Source organism: Stappia albiluteola (assembly GCF_014050225.1).
Classification (GTDB): Bacteria; Pseudomonadota; Alphaproteobacteria; order Rhizobiales; family Stappiaceae; genus Hongsoonwoonella; species Hongsoonwoonella albiluteola.
In genome coordinates this window covers 231,924-251,041 of the sequence record NZ_JACFXV010000053.1, presented here as the reverse complement: position 1 = coordinate 251,041, position 19,118 = coordinate 231,924, and the positions used below count along the sequence as shown (strand labels likewise).

The following is a 19,118-nucleotide window of genomic DNA, read 5'->3' as shown; positions in this document are numbered from 1 at the left end:
AGACGAGAAGGGGGCAGCGGTTAGCTGCCCCCGGTCGCTTTCCAGAGTTGCCCATGCCGGCGTGCCTGTCCACCCGCATTGCTGCATGGCGGATCGGCGATGCGCGCGTTTCTCAGAGCGCCTTGCCGCCTCGCTGCAGGGCGGCGACACCCGTGCGCGAGACTTCGATGAGACCGAGCGGACCCATGATGGATATGAATTGCTCCACCTTGTTGGTGCGGCCGGTGATCTCGAAGACGAAATGCTCCGTCGTCGCGTCGATGACGGTGGCGCGGAAGGCGTCGGCAAGCCGCAGCGCTTCCAGCCGCTTCTCGCCGGTGCCGGCGACCTTGACCAGCGCCAGCTCCCGCTCCAGCGGCTTGTCCTGGTTGTTGCGGTGAGCCTCCACCGTCAGGTCGATCACCCGGTGCACGGGCACCAGCCGCTCCAGCTGATGGCGGATCTGCTCGATCACCTGCGGCGTGCCGGTGGTGACGATGGTGATGCGCGACAGGTGCTTCTCGTGCTCGGTCTCCGACACGGTCAGGCTGTCGATATTGTAGCCGCGGCCCGAAAACAGGCCGATGACGCGCGCGAGCACGCCGGGCTCGTTGTCGACGAGCACCGAAAGCGTATGGGTTTCGAGCTTCTCGCTGACCTCGGCCATGAAATAGGCGGAGGGCGCGTTGATGTTCTGTGCGTTCATTGCCTGTCCTCCGCGCCTCAGACCAGCGCCTTGCCTTCCTTGCTGATGGCCTTGGCCACCGCCTCGTCATTCGCCTCGTCCGGCAGCAGCATCTCGTTATGCGCCTTGCCCGAGGGGATCATCGGGAAGCAGTTGGCGAGATTGGCGACCCGGCAGTCGAAGATCACGGCTTTCGGGCTCGCCAGCATCTCCTCGATCGCATCGTCGAGGTCGGCCGGTTTGTCGACCGCGATGCCGTGCCAGCCATAGGCCTCGGCGAGCTTGACGAAATCCGGCAGGCTTTCGGTATAGGAATGCGACAGCCGGTTGCCGTGCAGCAGTTGCTGCCACTGGCGCACCATGCCCATGTACTGGTTGTTCAGGATGAACACCTTCACGGGCAGGCCGTACTGGGTGGCGGTCGACATTTCCTGGATGTTCATCAGGATCGAGGCGTCGCCCGCGATATCGATGACCAGCGCGTCCGGATTGGCGACCTGCGCGCCGATCGCCGCCGGCATGCCGTAGCCCATGGTGCCGAGACCGCCCGAAGTGAGCCAGCGGTTCGGGGCCTCGAAGCCGTAGAATTGCGCCGCCCACATCTGGTGCTGGCCGACTTCCGTCGTGATGATCGTGTTGCGGCTCTTGGTGTGCTCGTAAAGCCGTTGGATCGCGTATTGCGGCATGATGAAGTCTTCGGACGGCCGATAGGCGAGCGAATTGCGTGCCCGCCAGGTGTCGATCTGGCCGGTCCAGGCCTTCATGGCGGACTGGTCGATCTTCAAGGAGGAAGAACGCCAGATGCGGACCATGTCTTCAAGCACATGCGCGACGTCGCCGATGATCGGCAGGTCGACCGGCACGGTCTTGTTGATCGAGGAGGGGTCGATATCGATGTGGATGCGTCGCGAGCCGGGCGAGAATGCGTCCAGACGTCCGGTGATGCGGTCGTCGAAACGCGCGCCGATGGCGATCATGACGTCGCAATCGTGCATCGCCATGTTGGCTTCGTAGGTGCCGTGCATGCCGAGCATGCCGAGCCAGCTCTTGCCCGATGCCGGATAGGCGCCCAGGCCCATGAGGGTCGACGTGATCGGAATGCCCGTCAGTTCGACGAATTCGCGCAGCAGTTGGCTCGCCGCGGGGCCGGAGTTGATGACGCCGCCGCCCGTATAGAGCACCGGGCGCCTGGCGCTGGCGATCAGCTCCACCGCCTGGCGGATGGCGCTCATGTCGCCTTTCAGGCGCGGGCGATAGGTTTTGTGGGCAATGTTGTTCGGACCCTCGTATTCCCCGGTCGCGAACTGGATATCCTTCGGGATGTCGACGACGACCGGGCCCGGACGGCCGCTGGTCGCGACATAGAAGGCCTCGTGCAGGACGCGCGGCAGGTCCTCGATCCGCCTCACCAGCCAGTTGTGCTTGGTGCAGGGGCGGGTGATGCCGACAGTGTCGCATTCCTGGAAGGCGTCGTTGCCGATGAGATGGGTGGGAACCTGGCCGGTGATGCAGACGAGCGGGATGGAATCCAGCATGGCATCCGTCAGCGCGGTGACCATGTTGGTCGCGCCCGGACCGGAGGTGACCAGGACGACGCCCGGCTTGCCGGTGGAGCGTGCATAGCCTTCGGCGGCATGGCCCGCGCCCTGTTCGTGGCGTACGAGAATATGGGTGATGTCGTCCTGCTGGATGATCTCGTCATAGATCGGTAGCACCGCGCCCCCGGGATAGCCGAAAACATGCTGAACCCCGTGATCCTTCAAGGCCTGGAGCACCATTTCGGCGCCCGTCATCTCCCGTTTCATCTCGTCTTTCCTCGGCTTGTTCGGCCTTCATGTCCGAATGGGGCCGTGCTTGGCAACATCGGCTCCGGTGTCTGGTGTCGGAAGGGTCCGGGTAATAAAAAAGGCCCCCGAGGAGGCCCATTCGCGCGCTAACCCTTCCGGACGGATATCACCCCGTCCAGGCAGCGCGCCTTCCTACTACGAGAATAACCTTGGCTGAAATTTGCGCCACGGCTCTTTCGCTCCAGTTTCCCGCTTGAAACCAATTCCAACTGGCCGAAAAGAACAGCGAAATGCTCTTCAATTCAGGTGCGCTGCAAACTAGACGCGGCCTGCGGGGCGGTCAAGCGCAAATGTCATGAAATTTCGCCTTGCGGCCCTTGTGCTTGCCGAAAGTTGCGGAAGGTCGAAATTGTGCCGGAAGCGTCCGGCGACTTTATCCCCAGCCTGCAAAAAGCGCCTCACGCCTCTTGCATGCCGGAAAAAGGGTCGATATATACCCCCTCCACAAGGTGGCGTTGCGGCGCTGACGCGATTGACCGCCTGTGGCCGGTATCGGCATCGTGGGTGTATAGCTCAGTTGGTAGAGCAGCTGACTCTTAATCAGCGGGTCCAAGGTTCGAATCCTTGTACACCCACCACTTCTTTCTCCTGAAAAATGCGATGAGATGAGCGCTCGCCCGAGAGCGCCCGGTCCTGTATCCGCACAGCCGGCATTTGTCGGCTCGGTGCCGAAATTTCGTGACGCGACTGTTTCGTTCCGGCGTCTTCCCGATCAGGCGACTTCGGCTTTCCGGGTGCCCGGCGATTGGCGCAGCAGCGCGGCGATGTCGCCATTTGCCGGTCGCGACAGAATCCTCTCCGGAGTATCGACCTGGATGACTGCCCCGTCCTTCATGATGGCAAGCTGATCGGCGAGGCGTATCGCTTCCTCGATATCATCCGTGGCGAGGATGATCGTGGTATCGACGGCGTCCTTCAGCCGCAGGAATTCCTCCTGCATCTGGAGGCGCGTCGACCGGTCGAGGCGCGAGAAGGGCTGGTCGAGGAACCAGAGTTCCGGCTCCACCGCGAGCGAGCGGGCAATTCCCACACGTTGCCGCTCGGCGTCGGCAAGTTGCCCGGGCAGGAAATCTTCCTTGCCCGACAGGCCGACCAGTTCGATCAGCGCTTTCGCGCGTGCCAGGCGCTGGCCACCTTCGACGCCGAGGATTTCAAGAGGAAAGGAGACGTTGCGCAGGACGCTGAGATGACGCGGCAGCGTAAATCCCTGCGACAACATGCCCATTCGCCGGCGCCGGAACTCGTTCATTTGCAGTTCGTCCGCCGAAGCCAGATCTTCCCCGTCAAGCAGGATCTGGCCGGCCGATATCTCCACCAGGCGGGAGAGGCAGCGTATCAGGGTCGATTTGCCGGAGCCCGGCATGCCCATGATGGCGAGGGTTTGGCCTGCGCGTACCTCCAGATCGACACCTTTGACCGCCGCAAGAAGGCCCGCCTGCCTGAGAGATTCGTCGGATGGCTTGCCAGCCCGATCCGCCATGAATTGTCTCACGCCGATGCCGAAGACCTTCCACAGGTTCCGGCAGACGATCTTGTATTCCGAAGCGGACATTCACGGGCTCATCGAGGCGGCAGGCACGCGTCAGGGGGGCGCGCGTGCACTCCGGGCAGGCCTTTATACCTACTTTACCGCCTCGATTGTCAATTTTACCGATGCATACCAGTCGGCGAAATTGCGGATTTCTTCGTCGGTCAGGTCGGCGGCGATTGCCGACATGACCTCGTCCGTCCGCTTTCCGAGCCGGAAGGCCTTGAGTTGGGTGTCGATATAGAGCGGACTTTCACCGGCAAGATTCGGCACGTTCTCGATCAGGCCGATACCGTCCGCGCCATGGCAGGCGGAGCAGACCTCCGGCGCGCTCTCTGCTGTCTTGCCTGCGGGGAGGGCCGCCGTTGCGCCATGCGAGGAATACCAGGCGGCGAGATCGGCGATCGACTGGTCGTCGAGGTTCTTCGCCACGACGGTCATCATCTCGTGCGTGCGCGTGCCCTGCCGGAAGGCCTTGAGCTGCTTGGCGATATAGGAGGCCGGTTCGCCGCCGATATGCGGCGCGATCGGGATTTTCGCGAAACCCTCGATGCCGTGGCAGGTGCGGCACATTCCGGCCTTCTTGCGTCCCGCATCCGGGTCGCCGGCCGGATCGTCGGCAAGTGCGGCCTGAACGAGGACAGCCTGGGCGAGGAAAACCCCGCCCAGACCGAGAATGACGGCACGAAGCATCAGTTGCCCTCGTACCAGATGCGATAGATCGCACCGGCCAGATCGTCGGAGACGAGGATCGAGCCGTCGCGAAGCTGGGCGACATCGACCGGGCGGCCGAGATATTCGCCGTTCTCGTCGATCCAGCCCTCCGCGAAGGGTTCGGCCGTCGCCTTGCCCTCGTCATCGACGAAGGTGACCATTACGCGGGCGCCGACCGGCGTCGTGCGGTTCCACGAGCCGTGCTGGGCCGAGAAGATGGCGTTCTTGTACTTCGCCGGGAACTGGTTGCCGGTGTAGAACGTCATGCCCAGGTCGGCCGCGTGGGCGATGGTCTCGACCGCCGGCATGACGACGTCGACCGGCACTTCCTGTTCGGCATATTCGTTGGTGCGGATGCTGCCGCCCCCGTACCACGGATGGCCGAAATGCTGACCCGGCGCCGTCTGGCGGTTGATCTCGCCGGGGGGAATGTCGTCGCCCATCCCGTCGACCTGGTTGTCGGTGAACCACAATTCGCCGGTAACGGGATGGAAGTCGTGCCCGACCGAATTGCGAATGCCGTAGGTATAGACCTCGCGGCCCGTGCCGTCGGTATTCAGGCGGATCATGCCGCCGATGCCGACCTTCCTGTAGAGGTCGAGCTTTTCGGGCGGTGCCACGTTGAAGGGCTGGCCGAGCGAGATATAGAGCTTGCCGTCCGGTCCGACGCGGCAGACGCGCGCCGTATGGTTGTAGCTTTCTTCCGACGCCGGGATCAGGTCACCCTGTTTCACCACGTTGAAGGCCGCGACATCGGGGCTCTCGTAGAAATATTCCGCCGCCGGATAGACGAGCACGCGGTTCTGCTCGGCGATGTAGAGGAAGCCGTCCCTGGAGAAGCAGACGCCGTTCGGGATGGCGAACTTGAGCGAAGGGGCAAAATCCTTCACCTCGTCGGCCACCCGGTCCTTGTTGCGGTCGGTCACCGACCAGACCTTGTCCTTTCGGGTTCCGACGAAAGTGACAACTCCTTGCGGGCCGACTGCGATATGGCGGGCATCGGGCACGACGGCGTACAGGCCGATCTTGAAGCCTTCCGGCAGCTTGATGCGCTCCAGGTTCTTCTTGATGCCGTCGGCATAGTCGCCGGACTGCGCGACATAGGTGAATTCGGATGTGCCCGTGGTCTGGAAATTCGACAGTTTTTCGAGATTGTCAGGAGCTGGTGCCTGGGCTTGCGCCGTCCCAAGGGCGAGGAGCAGCGAGGCCGTCGCCAACAAAGCTTTTCTCATTTCTCTTTTCCTCCCAATGATTTATGCCGCATTTTCCCGTAATTTCGGGCGTGCGTTTTGTATTATATATTGCAAATGCGGACTTTCCAGACGAGCCGGGCCGATATAGTGAATTGAACGCGCGGCAAGCCGCATGGAATGGTGAATGCTAATGTCGTCGGATGGGAGAGAAAACATGAGCCAGCTATCACTTTTGCCGGAGGAGGGCCGTTTCGTCGGGCGCGTCTGGCGGACGGATAGCGATGGGCCGGCTCTGGTCGCGGTGCGCGCGGGCCGTGTTTTCGACATCACGTCCCGCGAAGCGCCGACCATGCGCGACCTGCTCGAGCGCGAGGATGTTGTGTCCGTTGTCGATGCCGCGGCCGGCGAGGATCTCGGGTCGTTGTCGGATGTCGTCGGGTCCGGCAAGTACCGTCTTCTCGCGCCTTGCGACCTGCAGGCGGTCAAGGCCTGCGGCGTCACCTTCGCCCGTTCGATGATCGAACGCGTGATCGAGGAGCGGGCGGCCGGCGATCCGTCCAAGGCCGACGCGATCCGCGCCCGTGTCGGCGCGATCATCGGCGACAGCCTGCGCAATCTCGTGCCGGGGTCCGCGGAAGCCGCCAAAGTCAAGACAGCCCTCGTCGAGGAAGGCATCTGGTCGCAGTATCTGGAAGTCGGTATCGGTCCGGACGCCGAAGTCTTCACCAAGGGGCAGCCCATGTCGCCGGTTGGCCACGGCGCCGAGGTTGGCCTGCATCCGGTATCGAAGTGGAACAATCCCGAGCCCGAGATCGTTCTTGCCGTCAACTCGAAAGGGGAGGTGAAGGGCGCCGCTCTCGGCAACGACGTGAACCTGCGGGATGTCGAGGGCCGCTCGGCGCTGCTGCTGGGCAAGGCGAAGGACAATAACGCCTCCTGCGCCATCGGCCCCTTCATCCGCCTTTTCGACGAGAGTTACACGATCGACGACGTTCGCTCCGCCGAACTTGTTTTGAGGGTCGAGGGCGAGGACGGTTTCGTCCTCGACGGTCACAGCTCGATGAAGGAGATCAGCCGCGATCCCCTCGATCTCGTCGACCAGACCATCGGCCGGCATCATCAGTATCCCGACGGCTTCATGCTGTTCCTGGGCACGCTGTTTGCGCCGGTCGAGGATCGCGATGCGCCGGGTCAGGGCTTCACGCACAAGATCGGCGACCGGGTCGCGATCTCCAATCCGTCGCTGGGCACGCTCGCCAATACGGTGCGGCTTTCGACGGAATGCCCGCCCTGGACCTTCGGTCCGGCGGCCTTGATGCGCAATCTCGCCGCGCGCGGACTGATCTGAAATTTCCGACAGGGCCGCAATCACGCATTTCTCATTCGTCTGTCATCGGTCAAACGAAGGATCATGCGCGCCAGCGGGTGATCCTTCCTTGCCGGCCGCATGCCGTCTGGCATGACCGGCGTTCGATCTTCAACCGACACTCCGCCTTGATGCCGGCCTGTCCGATCCGGGCCGCGCGACCGAAAGAAAAGTCCGCATGCCGCAGGCGCGGACGGGAGACATTGAAGTGATGAAGCACGTTTTTCTGGCACTGTTCCTGATGCTCGGCGTCACTGCCGCTCATGCCGAGGGGCCGACGCAGATCCCGCTGCTCGACCAGCCGCGCGACGTGGATGCCTTCGTATTCGCCGATGCGGAAGGCAATGCCCGCTCGCTGCAGGACTTCAAGGGCAAGGTCGTCCTGGTCAATCTCTGGGCGACCTGGTGCGTTCCCTGCCGGACCGAGATGCCGCAGCTCGACCGCCTGCAGGCGGAACTGGGCGGCGACAAGTTCACCGTCCTGCCGCTGTCGCTCGATCGCGGCGGCGCCGATACGGTGAATTCCTTCTACAAGGAGATCGACGTCAAGTCGCTGCCGGTCATGGTCGACCAGGCCAATTTCTCGGCCCGCGCCTTCAAGATCTTCGGCCTGCCTTCGACCTTCCTCGTCAATGCGGACGGTCAGGAGATCGGCCGTCTCATCGGCCCGGCCGAGTGGGACGACCCCAAGATGATTTCCTTCCTGCAGGGCGTGATCGACGAGGGCCAGAAGGGCCTTTGAACCGCCGGTTCGCCGATTTCAGCCGGGGCCCCCGCGCGGAGCCCCGGCTTTTTATGGCCCGCCGCCTCTTCTCAAGGCCATTTGCGATCGGCTATAGCTGCCGGCGAATGACGCCGGGAGATGCCGGCAGCAGACTGGATCCGCTCTTGATGTCCGATTTTCTTGTCGCAGCGCTCTACAGGTTTGCCGAACTGGCGGATTACCGCGAGCTTCGCGAGCCGCTGCTGGCGGTTTGCCGCGACAACGGCGTGAAGGGCAGCGTGCTGCTGGCCGGGGAAGGCATCAACGGCACCATCGCCGGACGGGATGCCGGCATCGAGGCGGTGCTGGCGCATCTTCGCGCCGATCCCCGGATCAATGGGTTCGACGTCAAGTTCTCGCGGGCCGAACGCCTGCCCTTCGGCCGGATGAAGGTGCGGCTGAAGCGGGAAATCGTCAGCCTCGGCGTTGCGGAGGCCGATCCCCTCAAGGCGGTCGGTGCCTATGTCGAGCCGGAGGACTGGAACGCGCTGATCAGCGACCCGGATGTGGTTCTCGTTGATACGCGCAACGCCTATGAGGTCGCCTTCGGCACGTTCCGGGGCGCGGTCGATCCGAAGACCCGGTCCTTCCGTGCCTTCGCCGACTGGGCGAGGGAGGCGGTTACCCTTGCCGAAAAGCCGAAGGTCGCGATGTTCTGCACCGGCGGCATCCGCTGCGAAAAGGCGACATCGCTGCTTCTCGAACTCGGCTTGCCCGAGGTCTATCACCTCAAGGGCGGCATCCTGAACTACCTGGAAAAGGTGCCGCAGGAGCAAAGCCTCTGGCAGGGCACCTGCTTCGTCTTCGACGACCGCATTGCCGTCGATCACGACCTGCGACCGACCTGGGGCAAGGGCGCGCCGGAAGAGGCAATGGCCATCCTGCCGCGCGATCTCTGAAGTCTGGATCGAATAGTCAGTCTTCGACATCCAGCACGAACGCCGTCTTGCGCGTGACCGTCCTGATCGCGAAGGACGAGCGCATCCGCGTCACGCCGGGCAGGCGGGACAGGTGGTCGCGGTGGATACGCTCGAAATCGCCCGGATCGGCGGCAGCGATCCGCAGGATATAGTCCGCGTCGCCGGCCATCAGATAGCATTCCATGATCTCCGAGGACCTTGCGACCGCACGTTCGAACGCCTCCAGTACCTCGCTTGCCTGCGACGTCAGCGAGATTTCCACGAAGATGTCCATCCGCCGCTGGATCTTGTGCTGGTCGAGCAGCGCCACATAGCGGTCGATGACGCCGGCCTCCTCCAGCATGCGTACCCGGCGCAGGCAGGCGGAGGGGGAAAGGCCCACCTTGTCGGCCAGGTCCGCATTGGCGATCCGGCCGTCCTCCTGCAGCACCGCGAGGATCCGGCGGTCGAGCCGATCGAGCTTCATTCGCGTCAACTCCGCAGATAATTCGAAATAGATACCAATTTATCGAAGGATATTGCGCATATGGCATTTTGAAGTGCAAGTTCGCAAGAAACTGCGAGGCGCTCCGCTATATACTTTTCCGATATCGCTCGAGGCTCCGGTCAAGGGGCGGCGACAACGAATTCGGGAGGATGTCATGCGCATTGGTGTGCCGAAGGAAATCAAGAACCACGAATACCGGGTTGGCCTCACCCCCGGCAGCGTGCGCGAGGTCGTGGCCAACGGTCATGAGGTGGTGGTCGAGACCGGAGCCGGTGTCGGCATCGGCGCGGATGACGCTGCCTATGAAGCCGCCGGCGCCGAGGTGCTGAAGAGCGCGGCAGACGTCTTCGCCGCGGCCAACATGATCGTCAAGGTGAAGGAGCCGCAGGCCGTCGAGCGCGCCATGCTGCGCCCGGACCACATCCTCTTCACCTATCTGCATCTGGCCCCCGATGCGCCGCAGACCGCCGACCTGGTCAAGTCCGGCGCCACCTGCATCGCCTATGAGACCGTGACCGACGGCCGCGGCGGGCTGCCGCTGCTTGCGCCGATGTCGCAGGTTGCCGGCCGTCTCGCCGTTCAGGCCGGTGCCTCGGCGCTGGAAAAGGCCCATGGCGGCGCCGGCGTCCTGCTCGGCGGCGTTCCGGGCGTGGCGCCCGCCAAGGTCGTCGTGATCGGCGGCGGCGTGGTCGGCGCGCATTCGATCACCATGGCGCTCGGCCTCGGCGCGGATGTCACCGTGTTCGACCGCAATGTCGATGTGCTGGCGAACCTCTCGCACCGTTTCGGCGCTGCGCTGCGCACGGTCTATTCCACGGCGGCCGCACTTGAGGAATATGTGCTGGACGCCGACCTCGTGATCGGCGCCGTTCTGGTTGCCGGTGCGGCTGCGCCGAAGCTGGTCTCGGCGGATATGGTGCGGCGCATGAAGGCGGGCTCCGTGCTTGTCGACGTCGCCATCGATCAGGGCGGCTGCTTCGAGACCTCGCGTCCCACCACCCATGCCGAGCCGACCTATGTGGTCGACGACGTCGTTCACTACTGCGTCGCCAACATGCCGGGCGGCGTGCCGCGTACCTCGACCCATGCGCTGAACAATGTGACGCTGCCCTTCGTGCTGGCGCTCGCCAACCAGGGCTACCGGAAGGCGCTGCTTGCTAACCCGAATTTCCTGCCGGGCCTCAATGTCTACAAGGGCCAGGTGACCTGCGAGGCGGTTGCCAATGCGCTCGGCTACGACTTCGTCGCACCGCAGGTCGCGCTAGCCGGCATGGCCGCGGCGGCCTGACCGGGACTGCATTCGAAACGAAAAAGCCGGCAGCGGATGCTGCCGGCTTTTTCGTTGATGGAAGTCGTTTCCCGTTTATGGGCAGGCCACGTAATAGCGGCGCCCGTAGCGATCCCGCGCCACGCAGTTCTTGGGAGTCGTTGCCGCGCCGACGACACCGCCGGCGACCGCGCCGATGGCGGCTCCCGCCACGGCTGCGCCGGCGCCGTGGCCCGTTGCGGCGCCGATGACGGCACCTGTGGCCGCGCCCAGACCGCCGCCGACCAGCGCGCGATCACGCTGGCTGTCGGACTGGCAGCCGGCCAGGAGAAGCGCAAACGCGCTGAGTGCAAAGACGGCTTTCATCCCCATTCCATCCATTTCGTTTCAGCCGCAATCACCTGAGATGTTACGGGCAGGCCACGTAGTAACGACGACCGTAGCGATCCGTCGCGATGCAGTTTTTCGGCGTCGTCGCAGAGCCGATGATGGCGCCGCTCGCGCCGCCGATCACACCGCCCACCAATGCGCCGCCGACATCGCCCGTCGCGGCCGCGCCGATCGCCGCGCCCGTGGCGGCACCCAGGCCGCCGCCGACCAGCGCGCGATCGCGCTGGCTGTCGGACTGGCAGCCGGCCAGGACCAATGCCGACGCCGCCGCTGTGAGTGCGATCGCCTTACCCTTTACTGACTTGATGTGCATCGCTTTTCCTCCGCGCTGCTAGCTCGGTGCCGGGAAAGTGAGTCCAACCGAGCGATTGGAACTTTAAGACCTGCCCTAACGACAATGAACCGATGGACCCGATATGTCACCAGACAAAACGAATTGATGATAGCCTATCATTTATCGACGCTTTTGACGGAAATTGTGACCCGCATCACACGAAAAAGGCAATGATGGCGTCATGCACAGCTTTTTGTGGTCGAGGGGCCGCGGCTGACGGCGCCGAAGCGGCCAGGAGACCTCAATTGACCGGTGACGGAGACCAATGAAGGAATTTCTCGAACGGGCGATAGCCGCCGGAGCCGGCGAGACGCCGGCCGACCTCGTCATTCGCAACGCCAGGCTTTTCAGCGTCATCGACGGTTCGGTAACGGAAACCGATATCGCCATCGTTGGCGACCGTATCGTCGGCACGCATGGCCGTTACGAGGGGGCGGAAACCCTCGATGCCGGCGGCCGGATCGTCGCGCCGGGCTTCATCGATACCCATCTTCATATCGAATCCTCGCTCGTCACGCCCTTCGAGTTCGACCGGCTGGTGCTGCCGCATGGCGTGACGACGGCGATCTGCGATCCGCACGAGATCGCCAATGTCTGCGGTGCGGAGGGTATCCGGTATTTTCTGGAAGCCTCGACCCGCACGCTGATGGACATTCGCGTGAACCTCTCCTCCTGCGTGCCGGCGACGGATTTCGAGACGGCGGGCGCGCGGCTGGAGGTCGGCGATCTTCTGGCCCTGCGCGATCATCCGAAGGTCATCGGCCTTGCCGAATTCATGAATTTCCCCGGCGTGCTTGCCCGCGATCCCGGCGTCATCGCCAAACTGGCGGCTTTTCAGGACGGTCACATCGATGGTCACGCGCCGCTCCTCGGGGGCATGGCGCTGAACGGCTATCTCGCGGCGCGCATCCGCACCGACCACGAGGCGACCACGGCGGCCGAAGCCCGCGAAAAGCTTGCCAAGGGCATGACGATCCTCATCCGCGAAGGCTCGGTCTCCAAGGATCTCGACGCGCTGATGGAGATCCTTACCCCCGACACTGCGTCCTTCTGTTGCCTGTGTACCGACGACCGCAATCCGCTCGACATTGCCGAGGAAGGGCATCTCGACTGCATGATCCGTCGCCTGATCGCCGGCGGCGCGCGCCCGCAGGATGCCTACCGGGCGGCGAGCTGGTCGGCGGCCAACGCGTTCGGCCTGCGCGACCGCGGGCTGGTCGCGCCAGGCTGGCGCGCCGACATCGTCCTGCTGGACGATCTTGAGGATTGCCGCGTTCATCAGGTAATCGCCGGCGGACGCGTCGTCAGCGACGAGGCTTTCGCGGCACGCGAGGAAATCCCGGCGGTGGCGCTCGACAGCGTCCATGTCCGAAAGATCACGGCGCAGGATTTCCGCATCGAGGCTTCCGGTCGGAACGAGACGTCCGTCATCGGCGTCGATGCGGGCAAGATCATCACGCAGCATCTGAGGCGGACCCTGCCGGTTGCCGACGGCGCGCTTGCCGCTGATATCGAGCAGGATGCGGTCAAGGTCGCCGTCGTAGAACGGCATGGCAGGACGGGCAATATCGGACGGGGATTCGTCTCCGGATTCGGCCTGAAACGGGGTGCCATTGCCTCTTCCGTCGGCCATGACAGCCACAATATCTGTGTCATCGGTGCCGACGATCGCTCTATGGCGACCGCCGTCAATCACCTGGCGCGCATCAAGGGCGGCTTTGTCGTCACCGAGGGAGACCGCGTGCTGGCGGAACTTGCCTTGCCCGTCGGCGGCCTGATGAGCCTGGAACCGTTCGAGGTGGTTCGCGAAGCCCTGGAAAGGCTGCGCGATGCGGCTCGGGAGCTGGGGTGCACCCTGCCGGAGCCCTTCCTCCAGGTCGCCTTCCTGCCTTTGCCCGTCATTCCGCATCTGAAGATTACGGATCGCGGGCTTTTCGACGTCGACCGTTTCGCGCTTCTGGATTGAACGAGCCGCATCGCAGGGATGGGCCCCTGGCCCTGACCCTCGAAACGTGATCGGAAAATGATCGGTTTTTGCAACGTTCGCAGTTGACGTAAACGGAAGGTATCTGCATGGTCTGCGCCGGAGCGGGGCCGGGAGAGGGGCCTCGTTTCTCCGCGATCCGGATGGACGCATGTCCGCTGGTCGTGGGATAAGAATTGTGAGGCGGCGAAGACCGGGCTGTACGGGAGGACAGGCAATATGGATGACGTTCAGGCGTGGCTCGACACTTTCAAACCACGGCCCATCCACAAATATCTTGATGAAGCGGTAACCCGCCACGGCGATCGGCCGGCGATCGATTTCCTGGGCAAGGGGTGGAGCTACGGCGAACTCGGCGAGATGGTGGAGCGCACCGCCGCCGGCCTTCAGGCGATGGGGGTGACCAAGGGCACCAAGGTCGGCATCTGCCTGCCCAACACGCCATATTACACGGCCTTCTATTTCGCGATCCTGAAGATCGGCGGCATCATCGTCAACTTCAACCCGCTCTACGTGGCGCGGGAAATCGCCTTCCAGGCGCGGGATGCGGATGTCCGCATCATGGTGACGCTCGATCTCAAGGTCATCTACGACAAGGTCGAGGAAGTGCGGCGCGAAGGCGCCTTCGACACGATCATCGTTTGCAGGATGGCCGATATCCTGCCGCAGCCGAAGAAGCTTCTCTTCACGCTGTTCAAGGGCAAGGACCGGGCGGCGATCACCTATGACCGCAGCCATGTCGCCTATGACGACCTTGTCGCCAGGGGCGGCAAGCCGACGCCGGTCGCGATAGATCCGAGGGAAGACGTCGCCGTGCTGCAATATACCGGTGGCACGACCGGCGTTCCCAAGGGGGCGATGCTGACGCACGAGAACCTGTCGGCCAACATCGAACAGATGCGCACGGTTTTCGCCGCCGCCGAGCCTGGACGCGAGCGCATGCTTTGCGTGCTGCCTTTCTTCCACGTTTTCGCGATGACGGTCGCCCAGAACAAGTCGGTGGCGCTGGGCGCGGAAATGGTGCTGATGCCGCGCTTCGAGCTGAAGATGCTGCTGGACTCCATCAAGCGCAAGAAGGTGACCCTCTTCCCCGGCGTACCGACGATCTACACGGCGATCAACAACGCCAAGGAGACGGCCAGTTACGACCTGACCTCGATCAAGTTCTGCATGTCGGGCGGCGCGCCGCTTCCCGTCGAGGTCAAGACCAGGTTCGAGGAGCTGACCGGCTGCATCCTCGTCGAAGGCTACGGGCTTTCGGAGGCCTCGCCCGTGGTGGCCGCCAATCCGCTGGACGACCGTCGCCGTGCCGGGTCGATCGGCCTGCCGATGCCGGGGACCCGGGTCGATTTCCGCGATCTTGCCGATCTGTCGAAATCCGTGCCGATGGGCGAGAAGGGCGAACTGGTCGTCATCGGCCCGCAGGTCATGAAGGGCTACTGGAACCGTCCGGACGAAACGGCAAAGACGGTGGAAAACGGCGCTCTCCATACCGGCGATGTCGGCTACATGGACGAGGACGGCTTCATCCACCTGGTGGACCGGATCAAGGACCTCATCATCTGCTCCGGCTACAACGTCTATCCGCGCGTGATCGAGGAAGCCCTTTACCAGCATGAGGCGGTGGAGGAGGCGATCGTGATCGCCGTTTCCGACACTTATCGCGGACAGGCGCCGAAGGCGTTCGTCAAGCTGAAGGCGGGAGCGGAAGTCTCTCAGGACGAGCTCAAGGCCTTCCTCAAGTCTCATCTGTCGAGCATCGAGATGCCGCGCGAGATCGAGTTCCGCGATACGCTGCCGAAGACGATGGTCGGCAAGCTCTCCAAGAAGGAACTGGTGGAGGAAGAAAACGCCAAACAGGCAGCCTCGACCGCCGCCTGACGCTTGGAAATGTGCATTCGTATGAAAATATCGGGGCGGACAGGGCTATCTGTCCGCCCAGCTTCTTTTTTTGCTCCATCGCATATGTCAGTCTGATCCTTCCTGCGGCGAGGGCATGCCCGGGCATGGATGTTGGCAGTTACCGTCGGATGCGGAAGGCGCATGGAGAACCAGCTACCTCTTTATCTCACTACCCATGAGATGGCGGATCTGCTCAGGGTCAAGGAGCGCAAGATCTACGACCTGGCCGCTGCCGGCGAAATTCCGCACAGCCGCGCGACCGGCAAGCTTCTTTTTCCCCGCGATCTGATTCTCGCCTGGATCGACCAGGCAAGCGACAGCCCCGGCATGGAGCCGGCGCGGCCCCTCGTCATTCTCGGCAGCCATGATCCGCTGCTTGAATGGGCGGTGCGCGAGTCGGGTTCCGGCCTTGCCGTCTTCTTCGACGGCAGTCTCGACGGGCTCGACCGGTTCGATGCGAATGAAGGGATTGCGGCCGGCCTGCATGTCCCCGAAGACCGGCAAGACGGAGACGGCCTTGGCTGGAACGCGGTGACGATCGCGAACCGCTATCGCTATCGCCCGGTGGTGCTTGTGGAATGGGCCTGGCGCCAGCGCGGCTTCATCGTCCAGCCCGGACAGGCGGGCAGGATCGGCATGCTGCGCGATCTTGCGGGCCTGCGACTGGTGCGCCGGCAGCCGAAGGCCGGCAGCCAGTTGCTGCTTGAGCGGTTGCTCGGCGCGGAGCCCGACCTTGCCTGCGCCGTCGGCCATGGCGGGCTCGCCCGCGACGAGCGCGAGGCGGCCCTGGCGGTGCTGGGTGGCGAAGCCGACGTTGCCTTCGGACTTGCCGCCTCCGCCCGCCAGTTCAAGCTTGATTTCATTCCCTGGTGCGAGGAGCGCTTCGATCTTCTCGTTTCCCGCCGCGACTGGTTCGAGCCGCCGTTCCAAAAACTGCTGGCCTTCTGCCGCAGGGAAGAGTTCGCCGAAATGGCGCGCCGCTTCGGCGGTTACCGGATCGAGGCGCTGGGCGAGCCGCGCTTCAACGGCGGATAACGCCCTGTCGCGCCTGGACGCCGGACGCGGATCGCCTATCTACGCGACGGCCATCGGCATCTGAACAGTTCACATCGTGCCCGTTCTTGGTCTAAGTTCATCGCAACCACGCAAGCCGTTTGCATTGTGGATTTTTCCGATCCTTTGATCGGGCATCCATCGGTCCGACAGGCGCGAAGACAAATGCCGGGACATCCTCCTTCCCGGATCGAACAGGACATTCCTGACTAGAGGCAGTCGTTCATGAACGAGATCGTGCAGAAGAAATTCGGCATTGGCGCCCCCGTGCGGCGCAAGGAAGACGCAGCCCTCATCACCGGGCACGGCCACTATGTGGACGATTATCGACCGGAAGGGATACTTCATGCGTACGTTTTGCGCTCACCGATGGCGCACGCGACGTTCACTCTCGGCGATCTTTCGCCCGCCCGCGAGGCCGAGGGCGTGCACATGGTTCTCACTGCCGCCGACATAACCGACCTGAAGCCGATGCCGACCAAGGCGGTCATGGCGCAGGTCGACGGTACCAAGCATGCGGTGCCCAACCGTCCGGTTCTTTGCACGGATACTGTCCGTCATGTCGGCGACGCGATCGCCTTCATTGTCGCGGACACGGTCGACGCGGCGAAATCGGCGGCGGAACTGATTGAGATCGATTTCGAGCCGCTTCCCGTCATCGTGGAGACGGCAAGCGCGATGTCCGATGACGCGCCGCTCGTCTGGCCGGAAACGGGCACCAACCGCGCCTTCACGCTCGGTCACGGCGACAAGGCCAAGTGCGATGCGGCCTTCGCCCGCGCCGCGAAGGTCAGCCGCATCGAGATCGTCAACAACCGCCTCGTCGCCAATTACATGGAGACGCGCGGCTGCGTCGCCGAATTCGACAAGGCGAGCGGCGATTACACCCTGACCGTCGGCACACAGGGCGGCCACGCCGTGCGCGACGTGATCGCCGAGGATATCCTTGCCATCGATCCGGCTTGCCTGCGGGTGGTGACGCCGGATGTCGGCGGCGGCTTCGGCACCAAGATCTTCGTCTACCGCGAATATCCGCTCTGCCTTGTGGCGTCGGAGCGCCTCGGGCGTCCGGTCAAGTGGATATGCGAGCGCGGCGAGCATTTCGTCACCGACGCCCATGGCCGCGACAACGTCACCGTCGCCGAGATGGCCATGGACGAGAACGGCCGTTTCCTTGGCCTGCGCGTCGATCTCACGGCCAATATGGGCGCCTACCTGCACCAGTACGGGCCGTTCATTCCCTGGGTCGGCACCTCCATGTCGACCGGCGTCTACGATATCGAGGCGCTGCATGTGACCGTCACCGGCGTCTTCACCAATACGGTGCCGACGGACGCCTATCGCGGCGCGGGCCGTCCGGAAGCCGCCTACCTGATCGAGCGGCTGGTCGAGGTCGCCGCGCGTGACATGGGCCTCAGTTCGGACGAAATTCGCCGTCGCAATTTCATTCCGCCGGCGAAGATGCCCTATACGACCCAGACCGGCCGTTTCTACGATACCGGCGAGTTCGCGGGCCACATGGAGAAGGCGATGGATGTCGCCGGCTGGGCCGGTTTTGCCGTGCGCGATGCGGAGGCCGCGGCCCGAGGCCGCTATCGCGGCATCGGCATGTGCACTTATGTCGAGGCCTGCGCCTTCCCCGGTTCCGAGGAAGCGACGGTCGAGCTCGGACTCGATGGCACGGTGACGCTCCTGATCGGTACCCAGACCAACGGTCAGGGCCATGCGACCGCCTACGGCCAGGTGATCGCCGAGCAGTTCGGCATCGATCTCGATCGCATCAATGTCATCCAGGGCGATACGGCAAGGGTGCGCAAGGGCGGCGGCACGGGCGGTTCCCGCTCGATCCCGATCGGCCTGCCTTCGGTGCTCAACGCGTCGAAAAGCCTCGTCGCGAAGATCAAGGAACTGGCGGCCGACAAGCTGGAGGCCGGCGCCGAGGATCTCGAGCTTGCCGGCGGCGAGGTCCGCGTGGTCGGCACCGACCGCGCCGTGACACTCGCCGAAATCGCCGCGCAGGCGCCTGAACCACTCTCCGCGCGCGACGCGGTAAAGCAGGCCGAGGCAACCTATCCGAACGGCACGCATATTTGCGAGGTGGAGATCGATCCGGAGACGGGCGACACCGACATCGTCAACTATGTAATCGTCGACGATTTCGGCGTCACGGTGAACCCGTTGCTTCTGGCAGGCCAGGTTCATGGCGGCGCGGCCCAGGCCATCGGCCAGGCGCTGATGGAGCGCACGGTTTTCGACGAGGACGGCCAACTGCTGACGGCGACCTTCCTCGACTATCAGATGCCGCGTGCCGAGGACCTGCCTGATTTCCATTTCGAAACGCGCAACGTGCCGTCCACCACCAACGCGCTCGGCATCAAAGGCGCGGGCGAGGCCGGCACCATCGGCGGGGCTGCGGCTGTCATGAATGCGGTCGGCGATGCTTTGCGCCGTCATGCGGGCGTCGCCCATATAGACATGCCGGCGACGCCGCATCGGGTCTGGCAGGCGATTCAGTCCTAGATCATGGTGAGATTGGACCGAGTCGGCCTCACCTCATAAAACGTGATCGGTTCCATATATACAGAGCGGGATGGCGAAAACCGCTCACATTTTTCGCCATCCCGCTCTAAGTCCTGATCCCAGGCCTGACGCCCGCCATGATCTCTCCGCAGGCGAGACGTGCGCTCATCGCGCTTCTCGCCTGCA

General features: G+C 63.7%; 16 protein-coding genes and 1 tRNA gene. 9 read left to right on the top strand and 8 right to left on the bottom strand.

Translation table 11 applies throughout. The features are described 5' to 3' along the window. Nucleotides 1-112: 112 nt before the first annotated feature. The gene (gene ilvN, locus H2509_RS11550) at nucleotides 113-685 is read right to left on the bottom strand and encodes an acetolactate synthase small subunit (RefSeq protein ID WP_182165404.1); all 573 of its coding nucleotides are present in this window, start codon (nucleotides 683-685) and stop codon (nucleotides 113-115) included. 17 nt (nucleotides 686-702) lie between these two features. Continuing rightward, the gene (locus H2509_RS11545) at nucleotides 703-2,469 is read right to left on the bottom strand and encodes an acetolactate synthase 3 large subunit (RefSeq protein WP_182165402.1); all 1,767 of its coding nucleotides are present in this window, start codon (nucleotides 2,467-2,469) and stop codon (nucleotides 703-705) included. A 544-nt stretch (nucleotides 2,470-3,013) separates the two neighbouring features. On the opposite strand from H2509_RS11545, the gene H2509_RS11540 reads away from it, so the two are divergent. Further along, nucleotides 3,014-3,089 (top strand) — tRNA-Lys (locus H2509_RS11540). Nucleotides 3,090-3,223: 134 nt separating this feature from the next. Here H2509_RS11540 and H2509_RS11535 read toward each other — a convergent pair. From H2509_RS11535 to H2509_RS11525, 3 genes are all read right to left on the bottom strand, one after another. Next, entirely contained in the window at nucleotides 3,224-4,063 is an 840-nt protein-coding gene (locus tag H2509_RS11535; RefSeq protein ID WP_182165400.1) for an ATP-binding cassette domain-containing protein, read from the bottom strand. Between the two features lie 69 nt (nucleotides 4,064-4,132). Next, a complete protein-coding gene (locus tag H2509_RS11530) occupies nucleotides 4,133-4,732 on the bottom strand; it encodes a c-type cytochrome (protein ID WP_182165398.1) in 600 nt (199 codons plus the stop codon). After that, the gene (locus H2509_RS11525) at nucleotides 4,732-5,985 is read right to left on the bottom strand and encodes a PQQ-dependent sugar dehydrogenase (RefSeq protein ID WP_182165396.1); all 1,254 of its coding nucleotides are present in this window, start codon (nucleotides 5,983-5,985) and stop codon (nucleotides 4,732-4,734) included. The genes H2509_RS11530 and H2509_RS11525 overlap by 1 nt, the downstream gene beginning before the upstream one ends. Nucleotides 5,986-6,160: 175 nt before the next feature. On the opposite strand from H2509_RS11525, the gene H2509_RS11520 reads away from it, so the two are divergent. The 3 genes from H2509_RS11520 (at nucleotide 6,161) to trhO (ending at nucleotide 8,974) form a co-directional block, all read left to right on the top strand. After that, nucleotides 6,161-7,294: a fumarylacetoacetate hydrolase family protein gene (locus H2509_RS11520; protein WP_182165394.1), complete on the top strand. Its 1,134-nt coding sequence runs from the start codon at nucleotides 6,161-6,163 to the stop codon at nucleotides 7,292-7,294. Between the two features lie 229 nt (nucleotides 7,295-7,523). Next, the gene (locus H2509_RS11515; protein WP_209001918.1) at nucleotides 7,524-8,054 is read left to right on the top strand and encodes a TlpA family protein disulfide reductase; all 531 of its coding nucleotides are present in this window, start codon (nucleotides 7,524-7,526) and stop codon (nucleotides 8,052-8,054) included. A gap of 149 nt (nucleotides 8,055-8,203) precedes the next feature. After that, on the top strand, nucleotides 8,204-8,974 hold the full coding sequence (gene trhO, locus H2509_RS11510) for an oxygen-dependent tRNA uridine(34) hydroxylase TrhO (RefSeq protein WP_182165392.1): 771 nt from the start codon (nucleotides 8,204-8,206) through the stop codon (nucleotides 8,972-8,974). A 16-nt stretch (nucleotides 8,975-8,990) separates the two neighbouring features. On the opposite strand, the gene H2509_RS11505 is transcribed toward trhO, so the two are convergent. Beyond that, complete coding sequence (locus H2509_RS11505) at nucleotides 8,991-9,461, bottom strand: Lrp/AsnC family transcriptional regulator (protein WP_182165390.1); 471 nt, start codon at nucleotides 9,459-9,461, stop codon at nucleotides 8,991-8,993. A gap of 175 nt (nucleotides 9,462-9,636) precedes the next feature. Here H2509_RS11505 and ald point away from each other — a divergent pair, with 175 nt between their 5' ends. Then, the gene (gene ald, locus H2509_RS11500) at nucleotides 9,637-10,770 is read left to right on the top strand and encodes an alanine dehydrogenase (protein ID WP_182165388.1); all 1,134 of its coding nucleotides are present in this window, start codon (nucleotides 9,637-9,639) and stop codon (nucleotides 10,768-10,770) included. A gap of 75 nt (nucleotides 10,771-10,845) precedes the next feature. On the opposite strand, the gene H2509_RS11495 is transcribed toward ald, so the two are convergent. Both H2509_RS11495 and H2509_RS11490 read right to left on the bottom strand, forming a co-directional pair. Then, a complete protein-coding gene (locus H2509_RS11495) occupies nucleotides 10,846-11,115 on the bottom strand; it encodes a glycine zipper domain-containing protein (RefSeq protein ID WP_182165386.1) in 270 nt (89 codons plus the stop codon). 43 nt (nucleotides 11,116-11,158) lie between these two features. Next, nucleotides 11,159-11,452, bottom strand: coding sequence for a glycine zipper domain-containing protein (locus H2509_RS11490; protein WP_182165384.1), 294 nt, complete (start codon nucleotides 11,450-11,452; stop codon nucleotides 11,159-11,161). Between the two features lie 286 nt (nucleotides 11,453-11,738). Here H2509_RS11490 and ade point away from each other — a divergent pair, with 286 nt between their 5' ends. The 4 genes from ade (at nucleotide 11,739) to H2509_RS11470 (ending at nucleotide 18,932) form a co-directional block, all read left to right on the top strand. Beyond that, a complete protein-coding gene (gene ade / locus H2509_RS11485; RefSeq protein WP_182165382.1) occupies nucleotides 11,739-13,439 on the top strand; it encodes an adenine deaminase in 1,701 nt (566 codons plus the stop codon). 237 nt (nucleotides 13,440-13,676) lie between these two features. After that, nucleotides 13,677-15,338 (top strand): long-chain-fatty-acid--CoA ligase, encoded by a 1,662-nt coding sequence (locus H2509_RS11480; protein WP_182165380.1) that lies wholly within the window; start codon nucleotides 13,677-13,679, stop codon nucleotides 15,336-15,338. Nucleotides 15,339-15,500: 162 nt separating this feature from the next. Further along, on the top strand, nucleotides 15,501-16,394 hold the full coding sequence (locus tag H2509_RS11475) for a helix-turn-helix transcriptional regulator (RefSeq protein WP_182165378.1): 894 nt from the start codon (nucleotides 15,501-15,503) through the stop codon (nucleotides 16,392-16,394). A gap of 243 nt (nucleotides 16,395-16,637) precedes the next feature. Beyond that, complete coding sequence (locus tag H2509_RS11470) at nucleotides 16,638-18,932, top strand: xanthine dehydrogenase family protein molybdopterin-binding subunit (protein WP_182165376.1); 2,295 nt, start codon at nucleotides 16,638-16,640, stop codon at nucleotides 18,930-18,932. The last annotated feature ends 186 nt before the right edge of the window (nucleotides 18,933-19,118 follow it).

Coding starts and splice junctions, on each gene's coding strand:
- ilvN (WP_182165404.1), bottom strand. CDS start 685: ATGAACGCACAGAACATCAACGCGCCCTCCGCCTATTTCATGGCCGAG.
- H2509_RS11545 (WP_182165402.1), bottom strand. CDS start 2,469: ATGAAACGGGAGATGACGGGCGCCGAAATGGTGCTCCAGGCCTTGAAG.
- H2509_RS11535 (WP_182165400.1), bottom strand. CDS start 4,063: ATGTCCGCTTCGGAATACAAGATCGTCTGCCGGAACCTGTGGAAGGTC.
- H2509_RS11530 (WP_182165398.1), bottom strand. CDS start 4,732: ATGCTTCGTGCCGTCATTCTCGGTCTGGGCGGGGTTTTCCTCGCCCAG.
- H2509_RS11525 (WP_182165396.1), bottom strand. CDS start 5,985: ATGAGAAAAGCTTTGTTGGCGACGGCCTCGCTGCTCCTCGCCCTTGGG.
- H2509_RS11520 (WP_182165394.1), top strand. CDS start 6,161: ATGAGCCAGCTATCACTTTTGCCGGAGGAGGGCCGTTTCGTCGGGCGC.
- H2509_RS11515 (WP_209001918.1), top strand. CDS start 7,524: ATGAAGCACGTTTTTCTGGCACTGTTCCTGATGCTCGGCGTCACTGCC.
- trhO (WP_182165392.1), top strand. CDS start 8,204: ATGTCCGATTTTCTTGTCGCAGCGCTCTACAGGTTTGCCGAACTGGCG.
- H2509_RS11505 (WP_182165390.1), bottom strand. CDS start 9,461: ATGAAGCTCGATCGGCTCGACCGCCGGATCCTCGCGGTGCTGCAGGAG.
- ald (WP_182165388.1), top strand. CDS start 9,637: ATGCGCATTGGTGTGCCGAAGGAAATCAAGAACCACGAATACCGGGTT.
- H2509_RS11495 (WP_182165386.1), bottom strand. CDS start 11,115: ATGAAAGCCGTCTTTGCACTCAGCGCGTTTGCGCTTCTCCTGGCCGGC.
- H2509_RS11490 (WP_182165384.1), bottom strand. CDS start 11,452: ATGCACATCAAGTCAGTAAAGGGTAAGGCGATCGCACTCACAGCGGCG.
- ade (WP_182165382.1), top strand. CDS start 11,739: ATGAAGGAATTTCTCGAACGGGCGATAGCCGCCGGAGCCGGCGAGACG.
- H2509_RS11480 (WP_182165380.1), top strand. CDS start 13,677: ATGGATGACGTTCAGGCGTGGCTCGACACTTTCAAACCACGGCCCATC.
- H2509_RS11475 (WP_182165378.1), top strand. CDS start 15,501: ATGGAGAACCAGCTACCTCTTTATCTCACTACCCATGAGATGGCGGAT.
- H2509_RS11470 (WP_182165376.1), top strand. CDS start 16,638: ATGAACGAGATCGTGCAGAAGAAATTCGGCATTGGCGCCCCCGTGCGG.